Raw genomic sequence first — 21,840 nt, forward strand, 5'->3', positions numbered from 1 at the left:
CGATGGTGCCGCCCAACCCACCCCCGGGCCGGGCGGCACCATCGCGCACCTACGCGCCTGCCTGCCGACCCTCACTCCCAGCGGTCGCAAGATCGGCCAGCTGATCCTCGATGACCCGAGGGAGATCGTTCACCTCACCGTCACCGATCTCGCCGACCGGACCGGCACCTCCGTCGCGACCGTGGTCCGGTTCTGTCAGGATCTCGGCCTCAAGGGCTTCGCCGACCTCAAGATTCGTCTCGCCGGCGAAGCGATTCCTCCCGAACGCGGCCTCCACGAGGCCGTCACCCACGCCGACTCCCCTGCCACCATCCTGGAAAAGATCCTCCACAGCACCGAGTCGGCCCTGTCCGAGACCACCCGCACCGTCGACCGCGCGGCATTCACCCGCGCGGTCGACGCCCTGCAATGCGCTGACCGGGTCCTGCTCATCGGCGCGGGGACGTCCGCCCCACTCGCCCAGGACGCCGCCTACCGCTTCCGCACTCTCGGCCTGCTCGCCGAAGCTCCCGCCGACGCCCACGTCCAACACGTGGCCGCGCGCCTGCTGCCTCCCGCCTCCGCCTGCCTGGCCATCAGCCACACCGGGCAGACCCGCGAAACCCTGGCCGGCGCCGCCGCGGCGCGCGCGGCAGGGGCCACTACCATAGCCCTCACCAGCTTCTTCCGATCCCCCCTGACGAGGCTGGCCGACGTAGCCCTCGTCGCCGGCAGCAGCGAAACAAACTATCGAGTCGAGGCCATGAGCAGCCGCATCATCCACGCGACGGTCCTCGACGCCCTGTTCGTGGCCGTCCACCTCGCGCAACCCGACCGCGCCCAGAAAGCCCAGGAACTCACCGCCGAGGTACTCACCGAACACCGGATCTGACGCCCGAGATCACGGAGGTGAACCCGCGGAGGGTGATGGCGAGGGTGGCCATGGCGAGGGTGGCCATCTCCCGGTCCGGTACGGCGGTGATCTGATCGTTCTCGTTGACCGGAAAACGGTCCAGCGGTTGGCTGGTTATACACGGTCGAGACGGCCAGCGAGGCGGCCAGCGAGGCGGCCAGCGAGACGGCCACGGCAGGCCGGCGGGGGTAGCGGCGGTCCTCCCACCCCGCGCTGACCGCACGAACTACGCAGACCGTGTAAACCGTGCGCCGGCCTCCCACCGCACCCGCTCCTGCGGTGACCACGATCCTTCGACTGGCCTTCGGCCGGCGAAGCTGGGACCTGACCTCGTGAACGCTCGTGAGTGTTGGCGGTCACCACGTTCGCCGGCCGTGTTGTCCTCGACCGGGCACCCAGCGTCCTCGACAAGGCACCCCGCCGGTTGGCCTTCCCCTGGTAGGACACTTACGAGGAGACTTACGCGGAGCCTTCATTCAGGACCGGCCTCGGCAGGTTGATCACGTGCTACTTCTCCGTTCGGGCCAGCTCGACGGGCACCGTGTTCAGGTGGACGAAGGACGACCCGGTGTGAAGGCGTTGCAGGCGTACCGGTTCGCGCTCGACCCGAACAACAACCAGCGTGCCGGCCGACGACCGGCATGTGAAGCTGCCCCGGATCGGCCGGGTGAAGGTCCGCGAGCCGATGGGCGCGCTGACCGGGCGGCTGGCGGATGGTCGGGCCCGTCTCCTGGGCGCCACGGTGTCGCGCACGGCCGGCCACTGGTTCGTATCGTTCACCGTCGAGGTCGAGCGGGAGGTTCCCACCAGCCCGTCACGGCGGCAGCGTGCCGCCGGGCCAGTCGGTGTCGACCTCGGGGTGCGCCACCTCGCCGTCCTGTCGACCGGTGAGACCGTGGCGAACCCGAAGCCGCTGGCCCGGTCGCTGCGGAAGCTGCGCCGCGCGTCGCGGGCCTACCGCCCGCTCCACGCCCGGCAGCGCCGGTCGCCGTAGACGCGCCGCCCGTCTCGGCCGTATCCACGCCCGCGTCGCGGCCCAGCGCCGCGACGGGCCGCACAAGCTCACCACCCGGCTCGCGACGTCCCACGACACGATCGTGGTGGAAGACCTGCCCGTGGCCGGGATGGTCCGTAACCGGCGGCTCGCCCGCGCCGTGTCCGATACCGGCATGGCCGAGGTCCGCCGCCGGCTCGCCTACAAAACCCTCTGGTACGGATCGACCCTGGTGGTCGCGGACCGCTGGTACCCCTCGAGCAAGACCTGTTCCGGCTGTGGCGGGCGAAACCCAAACCTGACCCTGCCGGACCACATCTTCACCTGCCCGTCCTGCGGGCTGGTGGCCGACCGCGACACCAACGCCGCGGTCAACCTGCGTCACCTCGTCGCCGCCAGTACGTCGGAGACGGTAAACGCCCGTGGAGCCGACCGTAAGACCCACCGTGGTGGGCGGGTGGCTGTGAAGCGGGAACCCGGCACGGCCATGGCCGGGAAGAGCGTCACCCGCACCACCGAGGTGGCATCCGGCGGGAAGTACGGAGGGACACGGAGGGACACGGAGGGCGTCCCGGTCGGCGTGAAATCCTTCACGCGGCACGGAAGGGCGCGACACGTGATTCCCGTCGCGATCGCCTTGCCGGGCCTGCCGTAGACCATGACGGCGAGCTTCCGAAAAAGCGACGTGACCACGCTCGGCGTGAACGCCCCGCCCACCAACCGACACAATTGGGTAGTCAGATCACGGCCCGCTGCTGCGCCCCGGAGGGCACGAATGAGGGCACGAATGAGCCGGCCCTCCCAATCCTTCCGGTAAAGTCGGACGGGACCCGGACCCGGACGCGGAGCGTGAAAAGCGGAGCGTGAAAAGCGGCCAGAACCGTTGAGGAATGCCGCCGAACCCGGCGGGCCGTCATGGCCGGGACCGTCACGGATTCCCCGCGCGGGGGGCACCATTGCCGGCTCACAAGCGGTTGCAAGAGGTTTCAGGCGTCCGGCCGACGGCTTCCTCCGATGCCACCCGACTCCGCATCGAGCCGTTACCCGAACAAGCCAGCCGCAGGGGCGGCGGCGGCTTTCCCTCGCATCCACCAACGATTCGATAGGCATCAGCAGCACTCCATCGCCGCACCGGTCAGTCATGACGGCCCTGAAGCCGCGCCCCGGCCGGTTTCCGGAGTGCCCCGGGAAGGAGAATCCATGGCGGATCCCGTGGTGACCGACGTCGGGACGTCGGCACGCAAGATCGACCGCGAAGACCCGAACGGCGGATGCCCGATCGTACAGGGCGCCGACGGCGTATGGCGGATCAGCGGGTACGCCGCCGGGCAGGCGGTGCTGCGCAGCTTGGAAACCAAGCAGGCCGGCCTCGGTATCGACGCATCTAAGGCGATTCCCAAGCGGATCCGTCGGCCGGTGCTGCACAGCGACGGCCCCGAGCACCGGGAACGCCGCCGGCTGACCGCACGATTCTTCACTCTACGCAGGGTCGACGAACACTACCGCGAGCTGATGCACCGCGTCGCCGACGAGCAGATCGACCGGTTGTGCCGCGAGCGGAGCGTCGACCTGTCCGAGCTCAGCTTCGCCCTCGCCGTCGAGGTCGCCGCCGCGGTGATCGGCCTCACCAACAGCCGCCCCGGCATGGCCGCCCGCCTGGAACGGTTCGCCCAGGGAGACCTCGGACCGCCGAATGTCACCAGCATCCGCGGCATCAGGCAGTTCATCCGGCAGAACCGCCACGCCATCGCCTTCTACCTCGCCGACGTGCGCCCCGCGGTACGCGCCCGCCGTCGGCGACGCACGGATGACCTCATCTCACACATGATCGACCAAGGCTGCACCAATGCCGAAATCTTCGCCGAGTGCGTCACCTTCGCACCCGCAGGAATGATCACCACCCGGGAGTTCATCAACGTCGCAGCCTGGCACCTGTTCACCGACGACGCACTGCGCGCCCGTTACCACGACGCTGACCAGACCGAACGGATCGCGATCCTGCACGAGTTCCTGCGCTTGGAACCGGTCATCTCCACGCTCAAACGGCGCACGACGGCCGACATCCAGCTACCGGGCCCGCACGGCCCGCTAACGATCCCAGCCGGCGCCCAGATCGACATCGCGGTGAGCAGCACCAACATCGACACGCAGGCCATCGGCGCCGACCCGTACACAGTCCGCCCCGCCCGCCCGATCGGCGACGGCGTGAGTCCGGCGGGGCTGAGCTTCGGCGACGGCCCCCACAAATGCCCCGGCGCACACGTCGCCATCCACGAAACCGACATCTTCCTGCACAAGCTGTTCATGCTCGACGGCCTGCACATGGCCAGCCCACCCCAGGTCACCCTCCGGGACGAGATCGCGGCCTACGAGCTGCGCGGCCTCGTCGTCACGCTCGACTGAATCGTCACGCTCGGTTGACCCGGCCCCACGCGCCCGGCGCCGGGCAGCAGGCACCGGATTCGCGTCGTCGCCGACGATGCACCTGAGGCGTCACGACACTCCCGGATCCATCACTCCCGGACCCATCGGCTGGGCCTGGCCGTTACGGATCTCCGCGCGGGCGTGCGCGACGAGCTCCTGGACGTCCCGTTCCACCTCGTCGGGGTCAAGCCCGAGCGCCCGCCCGATGTGGACCGACCACACCTCGGATCGCAGGTTGGTCTCGAAGTCGAGTTCGGCACGGAGGTTCTGCCGGGCGGCCTCACGGTTCTGGCTGACCATCACGAACGTCGATAGGAAGATCGCCTCCAAGCTGACGATCATCGTCAGGAGGCCGAACGGGTAGCGGTCGAAGACGGCGCCCTCGCCGAACACGCCCTCGTTCAACAGGATCCAGCCGCCGAACCAGACCGTATGCAGGTAGACGAAGGGCAGCGATCCCGCGAAGGAGGTGATCAGATCCGCCCCGCGGTCCTGCGAGGTGCGCATCCGGGCGAAGGCGATCCGCTCGTTGGAAATACGCGGATGCCGGCGGCCACCCGCTTCGGCGTGACGGGGTCGGCCATGGGTGTCGGCGGAGGAACTCATGCCTTCATGCTGATATGCACCCGGATGCGTTCCCGCGCCGGCCCGCTCCTGGTGACGCTCCATCGCCTCCAGCCGCCTGGCGATCGGAATCCAGGAATTCCTCACCCGCATCCGCGCGGTCAGCCGGCGGCCCGCGGGACACTGGGCCGATGCCGCGTCCCTTCCAACAGATCGATGTCTTCTCAAGATCCCCGTATCAGGGCAATCCGGTAGCCGTCGTGCTCGACGGATCGGGACTCGACCCGGAGGAGATGCAGCGGTTCGCCCGGTGGACGAACCTCTCGGAGACCACCTTCATCCTGCCGCCCACCTCATCGGACGCCGACTACCGGGTCCGGATCTTCACACCCGGTGCCGAGCTGGCCTTCGCAGGGCATCCCACGCTGGGTACCTGCCACGCCTGGCTGACCACCCGGCCTCCGGCCGAACGGGGCGATGTGGTCGTTCAGGAGTGTGGTGCCGGGCTCGTTCCCGTCCGGCGGACCGCGGACGGACTCGCGTTCGCCGCACCCCCGCTGCGACGCTCGGGGCCGGTTAAGGAGGCCCTTGTCCAGCGCATCGGCACGGCGCTGGGCATCGCCCGCGATGACATCGTGGCCGCCGAGTGGGCGGATAACGGGCCGGGATGGATTGCTGTTCTACTCGACAGCGCCGAGGCGGTCCTCGCGTTGCGACCGGGCATCGTCGACCTGCATCTCGGCGTGCTCGGCCCGTATCCGCCCGAGTCGACCGAGACGTTCGAAGTTCGGGCCTTCTTCCCCGTGAACGGCACGACGAGGGAGGATCCGGTAACCGGAAGCCTCAACGCGTCCGTCGCCCAATGGCTGCTCCGGACCGGGCGAGCGAGCGCACCCTACACGGTGAGCCAGGGAACACTGCTCCACCGGACCGGACGGGTGCACATCTCCGCTGATGCGGACGGCACGGTCTGGATCGGCGGCGACACGATCACCTGCGTGTCCGGCTTCGTCGAGCTGTAGGTTCCGTTTGTAAACGAACCGACCTGCGCTGGCATACCGGCGCAGGTCGGCGAGCTGGGCGTCGTTCCGGGTCAAGAGCGAACCCGATACGCCTGGAGGACCCTCACGGGCTTTCCTCGACGGCGGCTGCGACCGCGCGCCGGACCCCGGTCCGCGGCGGCCTCCCGACCATACAGCCGGAAGCACAGCGACGTCGGGATCTCGGTCACGTCCCCGACCAGATCGTCATCCACCCCGGCGGGGTCGACGACCAGCAGCCGGCGGCCGGACGCGGCAAGGTCGGCGTCGACATACTCGACGCCGAACCGGCCGCGATACTCGACAACGATCGTGGCTACCTGCGGGCCGCGTAGCAGGGCATGGCCCACTATAGCCTGCCAAAGTACATTATTAAGCGCTGATACGCGGCAGTTGACACCTCGGCAGGAAGAACCGCCGCCGCGCGGGACGCTGAACGACGGCACCTGCCCGACTCCGCTGGACCGCCCCGGGGGGATCCTTATCCTCCCGCCCCGAGGCCTCCGAGGCCCTCCCACGTCCGGGGAAGGGAGAGCCGGACGTGGGAAAGACGCCCGGATACGCGTCAGCTCTCGATCCAACCGTACTTCTCGGCCACGCCCATCAGCTCGCTTCTGATCCGGACTATCTGCGTCCCCGTCAGGGTCGGGTCGATCCGGAGCAACAGTTCGGTGATTTCCTGGGTGAACTCCCCGACCGGCAGGACGTCGCAGAGAGCGTCGGAATCGTCCGCGTGGACGGTTCCCCTCGTCGGCGCCGGAGCGGCCAGAGCCGAAGCCGCGGGCGCGGACCTGAGGATGCGGGCCGCACTGGCCTTCAGCCCACGCTCGCCCTCCTCGATCTCGAACTCCATGACGGCCCCAGGGATGACGAGATTCTTCTCAACAAGAAGATCGTTGGCATGTAGGAAAATATCGTCTCCACCGTCACTGGGAGCTATGAAACCGTAACCCCGAACATGGTCGAAGCGAAGAACCTTACCTGTACTCACGACTCACCTCAACAACACCCGAAAGACCATACGATTATCCACCGCCACTTCGTCCGCCCAACCGCCACGTGGCGGTTGGGCGGACGACTTAAGAGTGAAGCATACCACCACAGCCCCAACCGACCGCAAGCCTGATGCCTCCACTCTCGCCCTCGACGGAAACAACCGCGCCAATACCCGCCTACGCTACCTCGGTTGAGACCAACGTTCAACGCGGAACGACGGGTCATCCTTTCACGATTACGACCACACCCCCAAGACGGAGCCGCGACCACAGAAACGAACGCGTGTTCGACATCGCCGGGCGAGAGGTCTACGCTTACAACCATGTTCACGTACAGACCGTTCCCGGCCACCCGACCATGATCGTCGCCATCCCGAGCCGCCGACGCCTGTCTCCGAGCGTCCGGAGGACGTCCTCTCCGCATTCCGCCGGACGCCCGCGGCGCGCCAGCCGGTCACTCCCTGAGCCCCGGCCCGCCACCGAGAGGCCGACGGGCATGCACCTCACCATTCCACCTGCCCGGGGATCTTGTCGAATTCGGCGACGGAGGCGCGGACCGGAATGCACGGGTCCACCCTGGACTCGAAAACAGCTCAGAGATTCAGCAGATTCGGGGAAGTTGCTCACCGACCGGGAGGTCCACCACGCGGCTCGCACCGAGACCGGTCCTCGCGACCACCATTCCCGGGTGTTCCGCGGTCACCGTACCTATCACAGCCGCGTTTCGGCCGAGTGGGCGCGCGCGCATCGCCTCAAGCACCCGATCGGCGTCCCGCGGCGCGACCATCGCCACGAGCTTGCCCTCGTTGGCGATGTAGAAGGGGTCCAGCCCGAGAATGCTGCAGGCGTCGAGGACCGGCTCGGGAACGGGAACATGCCGTTCGGTGATGACGATTCCCACCCGCGCGGTCCGCGCGATCTCGTTGAGTGTCGCGGCCAGTCCTCCGCGCGTCGGGTCCCGCAGGGCGTGCACGTCCGCGCCGGTGCGCAACATGGCGCCGACCAGTCCGTGCAACGGTGCGGTGTCACTGCGGACCTCCGTGGCAAATTCCAGGCCCTCCCGGCAGCTGAGCACGGCGATCCCGTGCAGCCCGATCTCGCCGCTGATCAGGACGGCGTCGCCCGGCCGGGCCCGAGCGGGCCGGATGTCAACGCCGTCGGGAACCAGGCCGATCCCCGCTGTGTTGACGTAGACCCCATCACCGTGACCGGCATCGACGACCTTGGTGTCGCCGGTGACCAGCCGGACGCCCGCGGCACGGGCCGCCGCTCCGAGCGCATCCGCCACCCGGCCGAGATCGGTCAGCTCGGTGCCCTCTTCCAGGATGAACGCGGTCGAGAGGTAGCGGGGTTCGGCGCCGGACATCGCCAGGTCGTTGACGGTTCCGTTGACCGCAAGATCACCGATCGAGCCGCCGGGGAAGAACAACGGTCGAACGACGTAGGAGTCGGTGGTGAACGACACCCGTGCGCCGTCGACGGTGACCACGGCCGCATCCCCCAGGTCCTCCGGACCGCCCGCGCCGGCGGCTGCGAAGGCCGGCCGGAAGAGATGCTCGACGAGTTCGGCCGACATCGCCCCCCCGCCGCCATGCCCCATCACGATCGTGGGGCACTCCACCAACGGCGCCGGACAGGTCCACGCGGCCGGATCCACCGCCGTCGCGGCCTCATCCACCATGTCCCACCTCCAGCGCACGTCCCACCTCCAGCGCACGTCCCACCTCCGGCAGGGGCTGCGCAATCGCCGGGGAGCTGCTCATCCGGCGGTAGAGGTAGTAGGCAGCACAGGCCCCTTCGGAGGACACCATGGTCGCGCCGAGCGGGGTCCGCGGAGTGCACTGCCGTCCGAAGGGCGCGCACTCATGCGGCTTGATCAGGCCTTGGAGCACCTCGCCCGATCGGCACGCCGACGACTCGGCCGTGTGGACGTCCGCGACGGCGAACCGCAGCTCCGCGTCGAAGTCGCGGTAGGCCGGCGACAGGCGCCAGCCGCTGCCCGGGATGACACCGATGCCCCGCCAGGCCCGGTCGGCCACCTCGAAAACATCCCGCAGCATCGCGATGGCGGCCGGGTTGCCGGCTGCCGGAACCGCTCGGGGATAGGCGTTCTCCACCTCGTGTCGGCCGGCCTCCAGCTGCACCACGGTGCGGCGGATGCCATCGAGGAGGTCGAGTGGTTCGAAGCCGGTGACCACGATCGGCACGCCGTAACGCCGTGCCAGGGCCGGGTACTCGCCGGTGCCCATCACGCTGCAGACGTGACCAGCGGCCAGGAACCCCTGGACGCGGCAGCTCGGCGACTCCATGATCGCGGCAATCGCCGGCGGTACCAGCACGTGCGACACCAGCAGGGAGAAGTTGCCCAAGCCGAGCCGTTTCGCCTGGAAGACCGTCATCGCGTTGGCCGGCGCGGTGGTCTCGAATCCGATCCCGAAGAACACAACCTCCCGATCGGGGTTGCGCTGGGCGATCGTCAGGGCGTCCAGCGGGGAGTAGACCACCCGGACGTCGGCGCCCGCGCTCTTCACCCGGAAGAGGTCCCGGTCGCTCCCCGGCACCCGCAGCATGTCGCCGAAGGAGCAGAAGATGACGCCCGGCCGTGCGGCGATCTCCAGCGCCCTGTCGATGATCTCAAGCGGGGTCACGCACACCGGGCAGCCGGGGCCGTGGATCATCTCGATGCCCTCGGGCAGAAGCTGATCGATACCGTGCCGGATGAGCGAGTGAGTCTGCCCACCGCAGACCTCCATGATCGACCATGGGCGAGTCGTCGTCGCGTGGATCTGTTCCAGCAGCCGACCGGCCAGCTCCGGATCCCGGAACTCCTCCAGATACCTCACCGCGTCACCCCCTCCTCGCCGGCCCCGCGGGCCGTGGCACTCACACCGGCCGCACCGTCACCCAGCTCCTCGGTCAGGAGTCCCATCCGCGCGAAGGTGGCCAGCGACTCCAACGCCGAGCGTTCGTCCAGCCGTTGGATCGCGAACCCCACATGCACGATCACGTACTCGCCGACCATGACCTCGGGCAGGTACTGCAGGCAGACGTCCTTGCGCACACCCCCGAAATCGACCTCGGCCATCCGGGCCCCGTGGCGTTCCTCGATCCTCACCACCCGTCCTGGAACCGCGAGACACACCTGTTCCTCACCCCTTTTCCCGCGTCTTCTCCCGCGCTGCGGCGACGAGTAGTTGACCGAGAGCGATCCCCCCGTCATTCGGAGGTACCCGCGCATGCCGCAGCACCGTGAAGCCCCCCGCATGCAGTGCCCTGGATGCAGCCGTCGTCAGAACGGTGTTCTGGAAGACCCCGCCGGTGAGTCCGACCAGGTCAAGGCCCACCTCGCCGCGTGCCCGCCGGGCGAGGTCCACGATCATCGCCACGACGGCTGTGTGGAAACGGACCGCGGCGATGTCCACGGCGAGCCCGGCCGACAGATCCCTCACCATCGCCCGGATGACCGGCGCCGGGTCGATAATCAGCGGCCTGCCCAGCCCCTGCCCGCGCAGGGCGAACGCGTGGCGTTCGCGGTCGTCCGCGCCGCCGCCGGCCGCGGCGCGCGCCCGGGCCTCCAGCTCGATCGCCGCCTGCGCCTCGAAGTCGACCTCGTGACGGATGCCGAGCAGCGAGCTGACCGCGTCGAAGAGCCGCCCCATGCTGGAGGTCGGCACGCAGCCCAGCCCGCTGGCCAGCTGGTGGGTCAGCACCCGCCGCTCCGGCTGCGGGCAGGCGACGACCGGCGGCAGGGTGGGATCCCAACGGACTCCGGCGGCGTGCAGATGGGCGAGCGCCATCCGGCAGGGCCGCCGAACCGCGGCGTCCCCACCGGCAAGCGGCACATAGCCCAAATGGGCGAAGCGCCGGAACCCGCGGTAGTCGGCGATCAGCACCTCGCCGCCCCACACGGCCCGGTCGGGGCCGTAGCCGGTCCCGTCAAAGGCGAATCCCACCACCGGCCGGGTGCCGTCGAGGCCGTGCTCGGCCATCAGCGCGGCCACATGGGCATGGTGGTGCTGCACGGTCCGTATCGGTCGGCCGGCGGCGTGCCGCACAGCCCACTGGCGCGACCGATAGCCCGGATGCGCGTCGGTGACGAGCTGGCGGGGGGTGACGCCGGTCAGGTGCTCGAGGTGCCGCTCGGCGGCGTCGAAGGCGCGCAGGGAGGCCAGGTCGTCCATGTCCCCGATGTGCCCGCTGAGCCAGGCCGACCGGCCCGCGCCCAGGCCGCAGGTGTTTTTGAGGTCGGCCCCGACGGCCAGCGTCGGGGGCACCTCGAACGGCAGCGGCACCGGCAGCGGCGCGTAGCCACGCGAGCGGCGTACCGGCGACGGGGCACCATCGACCACCCGGACAACGGAGTCGTCGCAGGGCACCCGGATCGGACGGTCGTGGCGCAGCCAGCCATCGACAAGCGGGGCGAGCCGGCGCAGGGCGTCGGCGTCGTCGGCCGCGATCGGCTCGCCGCCGAGGTTCCCGGAGGTCATCACCAACGGCGGCCATCCGGCGGCGCCGACGGTTCGATGGACGGGCACGGGCTCGCCTGGCAGGCCGAGCAGCAGATGGTGCACCGGCGTGTAGGGCAGCAGCAGACCGAGATCGGGGTTGTCCGGGGCAACGGAGTCGGCGAGCGCGGGACGGCCGTCGCGACGGCGGCGCACCAGCACGATGGGCCGAGCGGGGTCGGTGAGCAGGGCCGCCTCCCGCTCGTCGACATGCGCCAGGGCCCGGGCCGCAGCCAGGTCGTGGACCATGACGGCGAACGGCTTGCCGCCGCGCCGTTTGCGGCGTCGCAGGGTCGTCACCGCCGTCGGGTCGGTGGCGACGCAGGCGAGGTGGTAGCCGCCCACCCCCTTCACCGCCAGGACGCCGCCGTCGGCGAGCAGCCGCCGCGCCGCGGCGAGCGCGTTCTCGCCGGTCCGCGGCGCGCCCAACAGCGACACGAACTCCAGGCGCGGTCCGCACGCCGGGCAGGCGATCGGCTGGGCATGGAAACGTCGGTCGGCCGGATCGGAGTACTCCCGCTCACACACGGGGCACATGGCGAACCGGGCCATCGTCGTTGCCGGCCGGTCGTAGGGAAGGTCGGTGATGATCGTGAACCTGGGTCCGCAGTTGGTGCACGTGATAAACGGATGCCGGTAACGCCGGTCCGCGGGATCGGCCAGTTCCCGCAGGCAATCCGGGCATGTCGCCACGTCGGGGGCCGCCGCCGTACGCCCACCCGCGGCCGGCCGGGATCGGACGATCGCGAAGCCGGATCCGCCGCAGGGCGGAAGTTCCGTGGTCACGACCCGCTCGACCATGGCCAGCGGCGGCACGTCGCAGCGAAGCCGGCGGGCGAAGTCCTCGACCGCGCCGGGGGTTCCCTCGACCTCCGCGACCACGCCGCGGGTGTCGTTGCGCACCCAACCGGTCAGAGCCAGCTCCGTCGCGGCGGCGTGGACGAACGGCCGGAAGCCGACCCCCTGGACCAGCCCCTGGACGACGAACCGTCGCCGGGCCCGGCCGCCTGGGCCGGCCTCCCGGCTCGGTTCACCGGCCCCGCCCACCGAGAACACCGGCCGGGTCATGCGGCCCGCCGTGCCGTCCGCCATCACATCTTCTCGATCCTGATGTATCGGACGAGGGCCGGATACTCCCTCCAGAACAGGCCGACGGCACCGGCCACGCCGACTGTCGCCAGCACCAGCTTGCGACTACTCATGCTCCACCTCCTCGGTACCGTTTTCCCACGCGTGTCCGCGGGCTTCGGGTGGTGCGCCGCCCGCTGGGCGCTACCCCGGCGGCAGGTTGGGCATGCTCCTCGGCGCGACGGGATTGCGCTTCTTCGGCCGGACGCCGGTGGAGCGCCGAGCGTCGGCGCTGCCATCGGCGTGGTGCCCCACCTGCCATCGGTACGAACCGGTCGCGTTGCCCTGCGCAACCCCCTTGACGTGCGCGGTGGCGTCCGGCGCGACGTCGGGCTTACCGACCCGGATCTCGGCCATCTCGTCCCGCCCTCCTTCTCTTTCCTCTCAGCCCCGCCCCGCGGGGCCAGCGCGGCCCTGGCCCGTGAGATGCACCGGCCGTGCGGCCCGCACCGGGCTTGCGGGCCGGCGGCCGAGATCGGCGAAGAACCCGTCGATCGCCGGCCACACGCGCAGGCCTCCGGCCAGGCCCCTCCACTCCCGCCGGATGACCGCCACGAGCCGGTGACAGTCGTCGACGGGAACGATCCAGTGCTCGTGGCGGCCGTGGGTAGTGTTCGTCAGCAGCACCTCGACCAGCGGTGTCAGGTCACCCAGCGCCGGGCAGCGCCGCACGATGCCGCGCCACGTGCCGGGCGCGACGTCCCAGCGGGTGGCGCCCATCGGGCTGGGATAGCGGGCGCTGACCGAGCCGTCGGTCCCGACGACGAAGAACGCCAACCCCACCGGGGTACCCAGCTCGTCCGCGTCGAGTGCGGGAAGCCGCAGCCGTCGCCGGGGAACGAGCCGGAAGTGCCCACGTCCGGCCGCCTCCCGGTCGAACAGCAGCGCGCACGCCTGGCAGGCGCAGAGCAGCTCGTCGCGTTGTTCGTCGAGGATGTGCCGATGCTCCGCCGGCACGGCGGTCCGGCACATGTCGCAGCGGGCCTCGGCCGCCCCGGCGCGGTCGGTCGCGGCGCGCACAAGCCGCCGCAACGCGCCGTCGGCCGTCGGGGACATCGGGGCCGTCATGGACCCACCCCGTCGGCGACGGGCCGGGCAAGCACGGTGTCGAGGGGAACGAAGGCGGTCCGCTCGGGTGCGCCCGGCTCGGGTAGGCGCCGGACGTCGAACAGCTCCGGCGCGACGGCGAGCACGGCCTGGCGAACCGCCTCGGTGACCCCCGCCGAGGTCGAGCCACACCCGCCGAGGGTCAGCCGGACCTCGGCCACCCCCCGTTCGATCCCACTCAGCTCGATCTCCCCACCCCGGTCCCGGATCGCGGGTCGAAGCTGCTCGATCGCCCGCGCGACCCGGGCCCCGACCGGCTCAGGATGGACGTCGTGCAGGACGAGCAGATGGTCGAGCAGCTCGTCGCCGGTGAACGCGGCGAGCACCTCCGGGGCCCCCGACGCGTATCCGACGGCTCGGGCCAGCGCCTCGCCGTACACCGCCGCGAGTGTCGCCACCGCGTCGATCGCCAGCTCACCACTCGGCCCCGGAACGCGCTCCACCTGCGCCAGCACCTCGTCGAGGTGGGCGAGCCGGCCCCGCACAGCGAGATCGTCGAGCCGATGCCCACCCGCGCCGTCCGGATCAACCATGGCTGGCCCCGAACATCGGCGAGTGCACCGTGCGCAGGGTGCGGCCCCGACCGAGATACATGTGCACCCCGCAGGGCAGGCAGGGGTCGAAGCTGCGCACCGTCCGCATCACATCAACGCCCTTGAACCCCTCCGGACCGTTCTCCTCGAAGATCGGCGTGTTCTGTACCGCGTCCTCGTAGGGGCCCGGAGTTCCGAAGAAGTCGCGGGGGCTGAGGATTTCATCGATCTCGGTGGCGTCGAAGAGGTCACCCGGGCTCTCGGGGGCGATCCGGGGATGGTCGTACAGGATGATCGGCGAGGACAGCATCACGTCCGGCGCTCCGTCGGCACCGGCGAGAACGGGGAAGGTGTGGATGTTCTCACACTCCCGTGTCGCCCCGGCGGCCCAGGTCGGCGGATCGAGCAGCGAGAGGAACCGTCCCCCGCGCGCACCCAGGAGGCTGTGTGTCGCGATCATCGATCGGCGCAGCGCCATCGGTCGCGCGGCGCCGGCGGGGACGTCCGCCACCGTGTTCTCGACGACCAGGCGCAGCCGGTACAGCCGGAAGGGAGCCGCGGCCCGCGTCACGGACACCCGGACCGTCGCCGAGACCGGCCACCGTCGGCGAACCACCCGAGCCGCACCCAACGTCGCGCCCAACGTCGCGGCCCGTCGGGTTGCCGCGATCATCCAACGGCTCGATCTCCATGCCACCGGGCAGGCTCAGACTGAACGACTCTCCACGATCAGCCTGTTCCGCCGACCGGCCCCGCACAGCCGGGTCAGCCGGGTCAGCCAGGTCAGCCAGGTCAGCCAGGTCGAGGGTGAGACCGGCCTCGCGCGGCACCGCCTCGTCGAAACTCAGCCGAGCAGCGCCGTCCGCCTTCAGCGCGTCGACCTCGCCGGACGCACCATCGGCCCCTCTGACCTCGACCGAACGGCGCTGGAGTTGCAGAAAGCGCAGCCGGACGACGACCGAGGCGGTCGGGGACAGCTCGAGAAGACAGTCGGTCTGCTGGCACCACGCATCCGTCGATCCGGCGACGGTCCGTGGAACCGGCCCACCCGCCTCGACCCAACGCCGCGGCGCGAGCACCCCGAACTGCCAACGCATCCGGTTCTTGCCCGAGGAGCGGCGATACGGATAGAGTAGATAGCCCTCATACAGCACCGCGTCAGCCACTGCACGGGCCGACGCGAAACCGGCGGGACAGCTCCCACCGGCCTCGTCGGCACCGGTGCCGGCCCCCACGTCCACGTGAAGGGTGGTCCGCGCACCGGGCGCCGTCATGGCGAGCGGTGCCCAGGACAGGACGAACCCGCGAGCAGCATGACAGTCCCCCTTCGGCGGAGCCGTGGCACCACCCCTGGGGACGATGCCCACCGTACTGTAACTACACGTAACTACGCATTATGGCTATATGCAGTTACGAGAACACTCGTAGCTATTCTTCGACGGGTTGCCCGGGTGCCGCGGCCTCAAACACCGTGAGACGGCCCGCTCGACCGCGGGCGGGGTCCGGCACCCCGCTCGGCGCGCAGCCAGGCGTACCACTGGCCCAGGCCAGTGGTACGCCTCAGACCCGGCCCCGATCCCGGGGTCGCGCGGACGCGCAGCACGTCGACCCGGGGATTGATCCGGTGAACCTGCGCCTCGTACCGCGCGACCTCAACGTCGAGGTAGGGCAGCAGGTCGCACTTGGTGAGCAGGACGAGATCGGCAGCCGCGAACATGTGCGGATACTTGGTCGGCTTGTCCTCGCCCTCGGTGACGGACATCAGCACCACCCGGGCTCGCTCCCCCAGGTCGAACAGCGCCGGGCAGACCAGATTGCCGACGTTCTCGATGAACACCATCGAATCCTCTGCTGGTTCGAGCTCACGCAGCGCACAGTCGATCATGGCCGCATCGAGGTGGCAGCCACGACCGGTGTTGATCTGGACGACGGGAGCACCCGTGGACCGGATGCGCTCGGCGTCCCGGATACTCTCCTGATCACCTTCAACCACCGCGATCGGCACGCCCACGCCGAACTCGCGGACGGTCCGCTCCAGCAGCGTCGTCTTGCCCGATCCCGGCGAGCCCATCAGGTTGATCGCCAGCACGTCACGGGCGAGCAGGCGGCGGCGGTTCGCCTCGGCGAACATGTCGTTCCTGGCCAGCATCCGCTCCTCGACGACCACGGTGCGCGACGCGGTCCCCCTGTCATGCGTGGGGCTGTCAGGCGCGTGGCCGTCAGGCGCGTGGCCGGGACTGACGAGGGCAGGGTCGACGGGGGTGAGGGAGGTCAGCCGGGGCGGCGCCGCGGCGTCGTCACACCCGCAGGTTCCACACATCCCACATCACCTCCGCCGCTCGGCACGGGTGTCACCTCGACCGTAACGATCATCAGCTCGTCGCCGCCGACCACCTCGACGTCGGCGCTGCCGCACGAGCAGAGCACCAGGAGCAGGCGATCGTCGGCCTCGAACGTGGCGCCGCACCGCCGGCAACGGGCACGGCCCGGCGGTTCGTCGATCTCCAGGCGAGCGCCTCCGACCGGCGTGCCCGCTGCCACCAGGTCGAAACAGAATCGGACGGAGTCGGGCACGACGCCGGACGCCCGCCCGATGACCAGGTGAACCGCCGTGGCCCGCGCCGCCCCGATCCGTTCCACGATCGTGTCCACGACGTTCTGGGTGATCGCCAGCTCGTGCATCCACGGCTCCTCGGGGCCCGGGCAGCCCCACAGAGCACCCCGCTCGCGGCCGGCCCGTCGGTCTCCCTACCCGCCCGGTGTCGGGGACTACCGCCCGGTGTCAAGGACAGTCCTCTCGGGCGGCCTGACAGATCATGGCCGTCGTCATCGCGCTGACAGCGTCCCCTTCTCGATACCCCCTTCTCAATAAAGACGACAAGACTGCGCAAAAGAATATATTCCACACCAATCTTGCTGGTGGCAGGGGTGGCGGCAAGGAACACTGTCAGCCGGATGGTTCGCCGTGGCCGCCTCGGTCCGATCCGACCGCAAAGAGGGACTCATGGCTCTCCCGCACCCGGCACCGCTGACCGACAATGAGCCGGCAGGACGAGGTTACCGATTTACCAGGGAGCAGCCATGACCGACCAGGGGACATTTAGCGCAGAGCCGCGGCACCCCGGCTATCCGGTGTCCTTCGAGGTCGACTACCCGGCAGGGGAGCGCGATCGACTCACCGTGTTCTTTAGAATTATCACGGTCATCCCGATCGCGGTCGTCCTCGCGGCGGTCGGCGGTACAGGATACGGCAGAAACAGTGCGATGTTCGGCGGCGGGCTGCTGTTCTTCGCTCCCCTGCTGCTGATTCTTTTCCGGCAGAGATACCCGCGGTGGTGGTTCGACTGGAATGTCGCCCTACTGAGTTTCACGAACCGGGTCGTGGCCTATCTCACCCTGCTGCGGGACGAATATCCCTCGACGGAGGACGAACAGGCCGTCCACTTGACGATTCCCTATCCGGACGCCGCGCGCCTGAACCGCTGGCTGCCCCTGGTCAAGTGGCTGCTGGCGGTCCCGCACTACATCGCGCTGTTCTTCCTGTATATCGCGACGGTGGCGGCGATGATCGTCGGCTGGTTCGCCGTGCTCCTCACCGGACGCCTCCCGCGGAGACTGTTCGACTTCGTCGTCGGCGTGCTGCGCTGGACGAACCGGGTGGTCTGCTACGCGATCATTCTGACCATGGACGACTACCCACCGTTCCGACTGCGGCCCTGAAAGGCCGTGGGCGACGGCACGGTTCCGAGGGTGGACAACCGACAGTGGGGTTCGGGTCGGCGGACGCCGTTGTCCGACCGGCCCTCGACGGATCAAGCTACGGCGGATGCCGCAGGCGCGGCCATCCAGGTCAGATCGGCCACGGTGACGACGAGTCGGCGGGCGACGTCGTCGGCCGACCGCCCCGCCTCCAACGCCTCCCGAATGGCCACCCCACGTGCTGTGCGCAGATCCAGCCTGCGCGGATGGTCAGCCCACATCAGATCATCTGCCAACGCGGCTCGCTCGAGCGGATCGGACACCTGCAGTACCTGTTCGTAGGACATCACGGGCCAATGGTTACGGCTAGTCGGATCTTTGGCAACATGTGCATGGCGACTTTCTGAGCATCGTGCGCACCCGATGGTCCCGCCATGGCCGCCCGGTGTCCGCGCATCGTGCGCACCCGATGGTCCCGCCATGGCCGCCCAGTGTCCGCTCGGGCAGACGTACCGACCACGGCGAGGCGACCGACGGTCAGGGCCAGGGGGTGTCAGGGCCAGGGGTGAAGGCGAGGCAGACATCGTGGCCGCCGAAGCCGAACGACGTCGACAGCGCCGCGCCGGTCCGGATCGGCCTGTTGTCCATCGTCACCACGTCCGCCGGGTCAAGACCGGCGGCGTGCAACGCCCGGCGCACGGCCTGCGCCGCCCCGGCTCCCGTCGGGTCGGGGGCGGCGACGTGATAGGCGCCGGCGCTGACCCCAGCGCCGACCACGGTCGTGTAGACCCGGGCGCCGCGGGCGCGGGCGTGCTCGGCGGCCTCCAGGACGAACATCCCGGCACCGTTGCCGAGCACGAATCCGTCCCGGACTTTGTCGAACGGCCGGGACGCCGACTCCGGCGGGTCCTCACGGCGGGACAGCGCCTGCATCTGCGCGAATCCCACGAGCAGGAGCGGATGGACGGCGGCCTCCGTTCCACCGGCGACGGCGACATCCGCTCGACCGGCCTGGATCAGGTCGACGGCGGTGGCAATGGCCTCCGCACCGGACGCGCAGGCGCTCACCGGAGCGTGCACCCCGGCGCGGGCACCGAGCGCGAGACCCACCGCCGCGGCCGGTCCGTTCGGCATGAGCATCGGCACCAGGTGGGGGGACACCTGGCGCGCCCCGCGCTCCCGGAACACGTCGTACTGGTCGAGCAGGGTGGTGAGGCCGCCGACCCCGGATCCGACGACGACAGCGAAACGTTCCGGCTCCGGCGTGGGGGGGTGCCCGCGTCGGCCCAGGCTTCCCGGGCTGCGACGAGGGCAAGCCGCTGCCCCCGGTCGAGCGTGCGTGCCTCCACCCGGCCAAGCTGCGGCTCGACGGCCACCGGCGCGGCGATGCGGACCGGCAGCGACTGCGCCCACGGCTCATCGAGCCGGCGGATCCCGGATCGGCAGGCCAGCACGCCGCTCCACGTCGACGCGACGTCGCCGCCGAGCGGTGTCGTGGCCCCGAGACCGGTGACCACCGCCTGCCGCGCCGCCTGCCGGCCCACCGCCTGCCTGGCTGTCGTCCGCCCGTCCGCCCGTCCGCCGTCGGGTCGGTCGTCTCGATGCTCACGCGACGCCTCCGGGAGTGAGGCTCAGCGGCAGCGACGTCAGGCCCCGCTGGATGAGGCGGCTCAGCAGGTCGTCGACGACCTGCTCGGCCCACTGCCGCATCCCCTCGATCGTGCGCGGGGTGAACGCCTTGCTCACCAGGCCGCGCAGCCGGGTGTGGCCGGGCGGTTCCATCTCCGGGTCGGACCGTGCGGGCCAATCCGGTGCTCCCAGGGACGGTGCGGCGGAATCCACGTGCGGCTCCGTTTCGATGCGCCGAGATCCAGGCGGGCGGAGGTCAGTGCCGGACCGGTACCGGGCGGTCAGGACGCGTACAGCTCCTCGATCTCCTTGGCGTTCTCCTCCTCGATCACGGCACGGCGAAGCTTCAACGACGGGGTGAGCTGGCCGCCCTGGATGGTGAAGTCGTGGCTCAGGAGGCGGAACTTCCGCACCGACTCGGCCCGCGAGACCTGCGCGTTCGCCGCGTCGACCGCGGCGCTGACCTCGGCGACCAGCCGAGGGTCGGTGTGGGCGGCGGCCTCGTCCAGCTCGTGACCGCCTCGCCGGGCCCAGGCCTGTACGGCGGCCCGATCGAGGGTCACGAGGGCCGTCACGAACGGCCGGTTCTCCCCGATCACTATGGCGTTGCTGACCAGCGGGTGCAGCCGGATGCGGTCCTCCAGCGGTGCCGGCGAGACGTTCTTCCCCCCGGTGGTGATAATGATCTCCTTGATTCGACCGGTGATGTGGAGATACCCGTCGTCGTCGAGCCGACCGAGGTCACCGGTGCGCAACCACGGCTCGTGCGCGCCCGTCCGATCCGGCCAGTAGCCCGGCGAGACCTGCGGCCCAGCCACCAGGACCTCGCCCTCGTCGCTGATCGCGACGGTGGTCGCCGGCAGCGGACGGCCCGTGCTGCCCGGCCGGTCGAGCCCGGGAGCGCTGATGCTGACGGCCGTCGAGGCCTCGGTCAGCCCGTAGGCGCCGAGGACGTGCACCCCGACCCCGGTGAGGAACTCGGCGGTGGAGGGGTCGAGCGTCGCTCCCCCGCACACGACGTGGCGCAGGCGCCCGCCGAACGCCGCGCGCAACCGGCGGTACACCAGCCGGTCGAACAGCGGGGCCTGAAGCCGCGTGACGAGCCCCAGGCCGCCCTGCCCACGCCGGGCCCGACCCAGCACGCAGGCGGTCCGTTCGGCCGCGGCGAACAGGCGCCCCGAGAGTCCGCCCGCCGCCGCCCGCGCGCCCTTGCGCATCTTCTCCAGCGCCGACGGAACGGTGATCAGGAAGGTGGGGCGGAAGGTGCGCAGCGCCGGGACGAGGCCCCCGGGGTCCGGCAGCAGGGCCGTCCGCACTCCGGCCCACAGACACCCGATCATGGTCACACGCCCGAACACGTGCGAGAGCGGAAGGAAAAGAATGGTACTGGCCGAGCCGGTGGCCGGACGCATCACCGGGTCCAGCCGCTCCACCGAGTTGACGGCGGCGGAGAAGACGTTCGCGTGGGTCAGCAGGCAGCCCTTCGGCACGCCGGTCGTCCCGCTGGTGTAGACGATTGTCGCGAGGTCGTCGGCCCGGACCGCGTCCCGGCGGCGGAGCACCTCGGACTCCGCGACGGACTGACCGGCGGTGCCGAGTGCCGGCACGGCCTCGTCCAGCGACCAGACGCGCGTCGCGGGAAGACCCGCTGACAGGACCAGGCGCTCGTGGTCGGGTGTCTCGACGAAGCACCACGAGGCCTTGGAGTCACCGATGATGTGGTCGACCTGGTGGGCCGAGGAGGTCGGGTAGACGGGGACGGTGACCGCGCCGATGCTCCAGATCGCGAAGTCGGCAACGGCCCAGCCGTAACCGGTCCGACCCATGATCGCAACCCGGTCGCCAACCCCGACGTCGTGCGCCACCAGGCCCCTGGCGACGGCCGCGACGTCGAAGCAGAACCGGCCCGCGGTCACATCGCGCCAGCCTCCGTCCACCTGATGGGCCAGAACCGGCCGGTCGGCGACCATGGCGACCTCAGTAAGGACGGCGGCGGCCAGCCCTCGGTCGGCGGGCAGCTCAGTACCTCCGGGCACCCGCAGAATGTTCACAGTTGATCCCCTGATCCCCGTTCCCGGGCGCGCACAGGTCAGCCCGGATGGTCGACGAAAAATCCCCTGTTAGATGCGATGGAAAAGACGATGACAAAGACGTTCCGACATCGCACCCATCACTCCAAATGGCACCGCGAGTGGAACGGGACAAGCCCGGCCGCTTCTTCATGCTAACCGTCTTCCCAGCCCATGTGAATGGGTACGGACGTCGCTGTGGAGCTGACCGCGATGGTTTTCTCTGATCGATCCATTGTTCAGGCCTGCCGATCTTCAGGC

General features: G+C 70.1%; 21 protein-coding genes and 3 pseudogenes. 6 read left to right on the top strand and 18 right to left on the bottom strand.

Features of this window, described 5'->3' with window-relative positions:
* From AC08OO_RS08570 to AC08OO_RS08580, 3 genes and pseudogenes are all read left to right on the top strand, one after another.
* The coding region (locus AC08OO_RS08570) for a MurR/RpiR family transcriptional regulator (RefSeq protein WP_476618396.1) at positions 1 to 871 on the top strand (871 nt) is incomplete at its 5' end.
* Between the two features lie 622 nt (positions 872 to 1,493).
* A pseudogene (locus AC08OO_RS08575) lies at positions 1,494 to 2,388 on the top strand (RNA-guided endonuclease TnpB family protein); the annotation flags it as partial.
* Between the two features lie 698 nt (positions 2,389 to 3,086).
* Positions 3,087 to 4,289: a cytochrome P450 gene (locus AC08OO_RS08580; RefSeq protein WP_476609540.1), complete on the top strand. Its 1,203-nt coding sequence runs from the start codon at positions 3,087 to 3,089 to the stop codon at positions 4,287 to 4,289.
* A 90-nt stretch (positions 4,290 to 4,379) separates the two neighbouring features.
* Here AC08OO_RS08580 and AC08OO_RS08585 read toward each other — a convergent pair whose 3' ends face one another.
* A complete protein-coding gene (locus tag AC08OO_RS08585) occupies positions 4,380 to 4,916 on the bottom strand; it encodes a DUF1003 domain-containing protein (protein ID WP_476609539.1) in 537 nt (178 codons plus the stop codon).
* Between the two features lie 149 nt (positions 4,917 to 5,065).
* Between AC08OO_RS08585 and AC08OO_RS08590 the strand changes: the two genes are divergently transcribed.
* A complete protein-coding gene (locus tag AC08OO_RS08590; RefSeq protein WP_476609538.1) occupies positions 5,066 to 5,896 on the top strand; it encodes a PhzF family phenazine biosynthesis protein in 831 nt (276 codons plus the stop codon).
* Positions 5,897 to 5,967: 71 nt separating this feature from the next.
* On the opposite strand, the gene AC08OO_RS08595 is transcribed toward AC08OO_RS08590, so the two are convergent.
* From AC08OO_RS08595 to AC08OO_RS08640, 10 genes and pseudogenes are all read right to left on the bottom strand, one after another.
* On the bottom strand, positions 5,968 to 6,264 hold the full coding sequence (locus tag AC08OO_RS08595; protein WP_476609537.1) for a recombinase family protein: 297 nt from the start codon (positions 6,262 to 6,264) through the stop codon (positions 5,968 to 5,970).
* 215 nt (positions 6,265 to 6,479) lie between these two features.
* Positions 6,480 to 6,905 (bottom strand): cold-shock protein, encoded by a 426-nt coding sequence (locus AC08OO_RS08600; protein WP_476609536.1) that lies wholly within the window; start codon positions 6,903 to 6,905, stop codon positions 6,480 to 6,482.
* Between the two features lie 605 nt (positions 6,906 to 7,510).
* Positions 7,511 to 8,590, bottom strand: coding sequence for a hydrogenase expression/formation protein HypE (gene hypE, locus AC08OO_RS08605; RefSeq protein WP_476609535.1), 1,080 nt, complete (start codon positions 8,588 to 8,590; stop codon positions 7,511 to 7,513).
* Entirely contained in the window at positions 8,580 to 9,752 is a 1,173-nt protein-coding gene (hypD, locus tag AC08OO_RS08610; protein ID WP_476609534.1) for a hydrogenase formation protein HypD, read from the bottom strand. Before hypD ends, hypE begins: the two co-directional genes overlap by 11 nt.
* Positions 9,749 to 10,051, bottom strand: a complete 303-nt coding sequence (locus tag AC08OO_RS08615; RefSeq protein ID WP_476609533.1) for a HypC/HybG/HupF family hydrogenase formation chaperone — start codon at positions 10,049 to 10,051, stop codon at positions 9,749 to 9,751. Before AC08OO_RS08615 ends, hypD begins: the two co-directional genes overlap by 4 nt.
* A 7-nt stretch (positions 10,052 to 10,058) precedes the next feature.
* A complete protein-coding gene (gene hypF / locus AC08OO_RS08620; RefSeq protein WP_476609532.1) occupies positions 10,059 to 12,506 on the bottom strand; it encodes a carbamoyltransferase HypF in 2,448 nt (815 codons plus the stop codon).
* 180 nt (positions 12,507 to 12,686) lie between these two features.
* On the bottom strand, positions 12,687 to 12,899 hold the full coding sequence (locus tag AC08OO_RS08625; RefSeq protein WP_476609531.1) for a hypothetical protein: 213 nt from the start codon (positions 12,897 to 12,899) through the stop codon (positions 12,687 to 12,689).
* A gap of 27 nt (positions 12,900 to 12,926) precedes the next feature.
* The gene (locus AC08OO_RS08630; protein ID WP_476609530.1) at positions 12,927 to 13,610 is read right to left on the bottom strand and encodes a DUF5947 family protein; all 684 of its coding nucleotides are present in this window, start codon (positions 13,608 to 13,610) and stop codon (positions 12,927 to 12,929) included.
* Positions 13,607 to 14,182 carry a NifU family protein gene (locus AC08OO_RS08635; protein WP_476609529.1) on the bottom strand — a complete coding sequence of 192 codons (576 nt, stop codon included), beginning with the start codon at positions 14,180 to 14,182 and terminating at the stop codon, positions 13,607 to 13,609. The genes AC08OO_RS08630 and AC08OO_RS08635 overlap by 4 nt, the downstream gene beginning before the upstream one ends.
* Positions 14,175 to 14,396 (bottom strand): annotated as a pseudogene (locus AC08OO_RS08640) (nickel-dependent hydrogenase large subunit); the annotation flags it as partial. The gene AC08OO_RS08635 and the pseudogene AC08OO_RS08640, both read right to left, overlap by 8 nt.
* Positions 14,397 to 14,694: 298 nt before the next feature.
* Here AC08OO_RS08640 and AC08OO_RS08645 point away from each other — a divergent pair.
* Entirely contained in the window at positions 14,695 to 15,318 is a 624-nt protein-coding gene (locus AC08OO_RS08645; RefSeq protein ID WP_476618397.1) for a hypothetical protein, read from the top strand.
* A 326-nt stretch (positions 15,319 to 15,644) separates the two neighbouring features.
* On the opposite strand, the gene hypB is transcribed toward AC08OO_RS08645, so the two are convergent.
* Together hypB and AC08OO_RS08655 are read right to left on the bottom strand one after the other, a co-directional pair.
* Positions 15,645 to 16,502 carry a hydrogenase nickel incorporation protein HypB gene (gene hypB, locus AC08OO_RS08650; RefSeq protein WP_476609528.1) on the bottom strand — a complete coding sequence of 286 codons (858 nt, stop codon included), beginning with the start codon at positions 16,500 to 16,502 and terminating at the stop codon, positions 15,645 to 15,647.
* Positions 16,454 to 16,864, bottom strand: coding sequence for a hydrogenase maturation nickel metallochaperone HypA/HybF (locus AC08OO_RS08655; protein ID WP_476609527.1), 411 nt, complete (start codon positions 16,862 to 16,864; stop codon positions 16,454 to 16,456). The genes hypB and AC08OO_RS08655 overlap by 49 nt, the downstream gene beginning before the upstream one ends.
* Before the next feature lie 399 nt (positions 16,865 to 17,263).
* Between AC08OO_RS08655 and AC08OO_RS08660 the strand changes: the two genes are divergently transcribed.
* Positions 17,264 to 17,902: a DUF4389 domain-containing protein gene (locus tag AC08OO_RS08660; RefSeq protein WP_476609526.1), complete on the top strand. Its 639-nt coding sequence runs from the start codon at positions 17,264 to 17,266 to the stop codon at positions 17,900 to 17,902.
* A gap of 92 nt (positions 17,903 to 17,994) precedes the next feature.
* On the opposite strand, the gene AC08OO_RS08665 is transcribed toward AC08OO_RS08660, so the two are convergent.
* The 5 genes and pseudogenes from AC08OO_RS08665 to AC08OO_RS08685 form a co-directional block, all read right to left on the bottom strand.
* A complete protein-coding gene (locus AC08OO_RS08665; protein ID WP_476613680.1) occupies positions 17,995 to 18,228 on the bottom strand; it encodes a hypothetical protein in 234 nt (77 codons plus the stop codon).
* 190 nt (positions 18,229 to 18,418) lie between these two features.
* On the bottom strand, positions 18,419 to 18,718 hold the full coding sequence (locus AC08OO_RS08670; protein WP_476618399.1) for a hypothetical protein: 300 nt from the start codon (positions 18,716 to 18,718) through the stop codon (positions 18,419 to 18,421).
* Between the two features lie 30 nt (positions 18,719 to 18,748).
* Positions 18,749 to 19,425, bottom strand: a pseudogene (locus AC08OO_RS08675) (beta-ketoacyl-[acyl-carrier-protein] synthase family protein); the annotation flags it as partial.
* A gap of 61 nt (positions 19,426 to 19,486) precedes the next feature.
* Complete coding sequence (locus AC08OO_RS08680; protein ID WP_476609524.1) at positions 19,487 to 19,723, bottom strand: hypothetical protein; 237 nt, start codon at positions 19,721 to 19,723, stop codon at positions 19,487 to 19,489.
* Positions 19,724 to 19,791: 68 nt separating this feature from the next.
* A complete protein-coding gene (locus AC08OO_RS08685; protein ID WP_476609523.1) occupies positions 19,792 to 21,561 on the bottom strand; it encodes an AMP-dependent synthetase/ligase in 1,770 nt (589 codons plus the stop codon).
* Between the last annotated feature and the right edge of the window lie 279 nt (positions 21,562 to 21,840).

Source organism: Frankia sp. CeCAU1 (genome assembly GCF_977971845.1).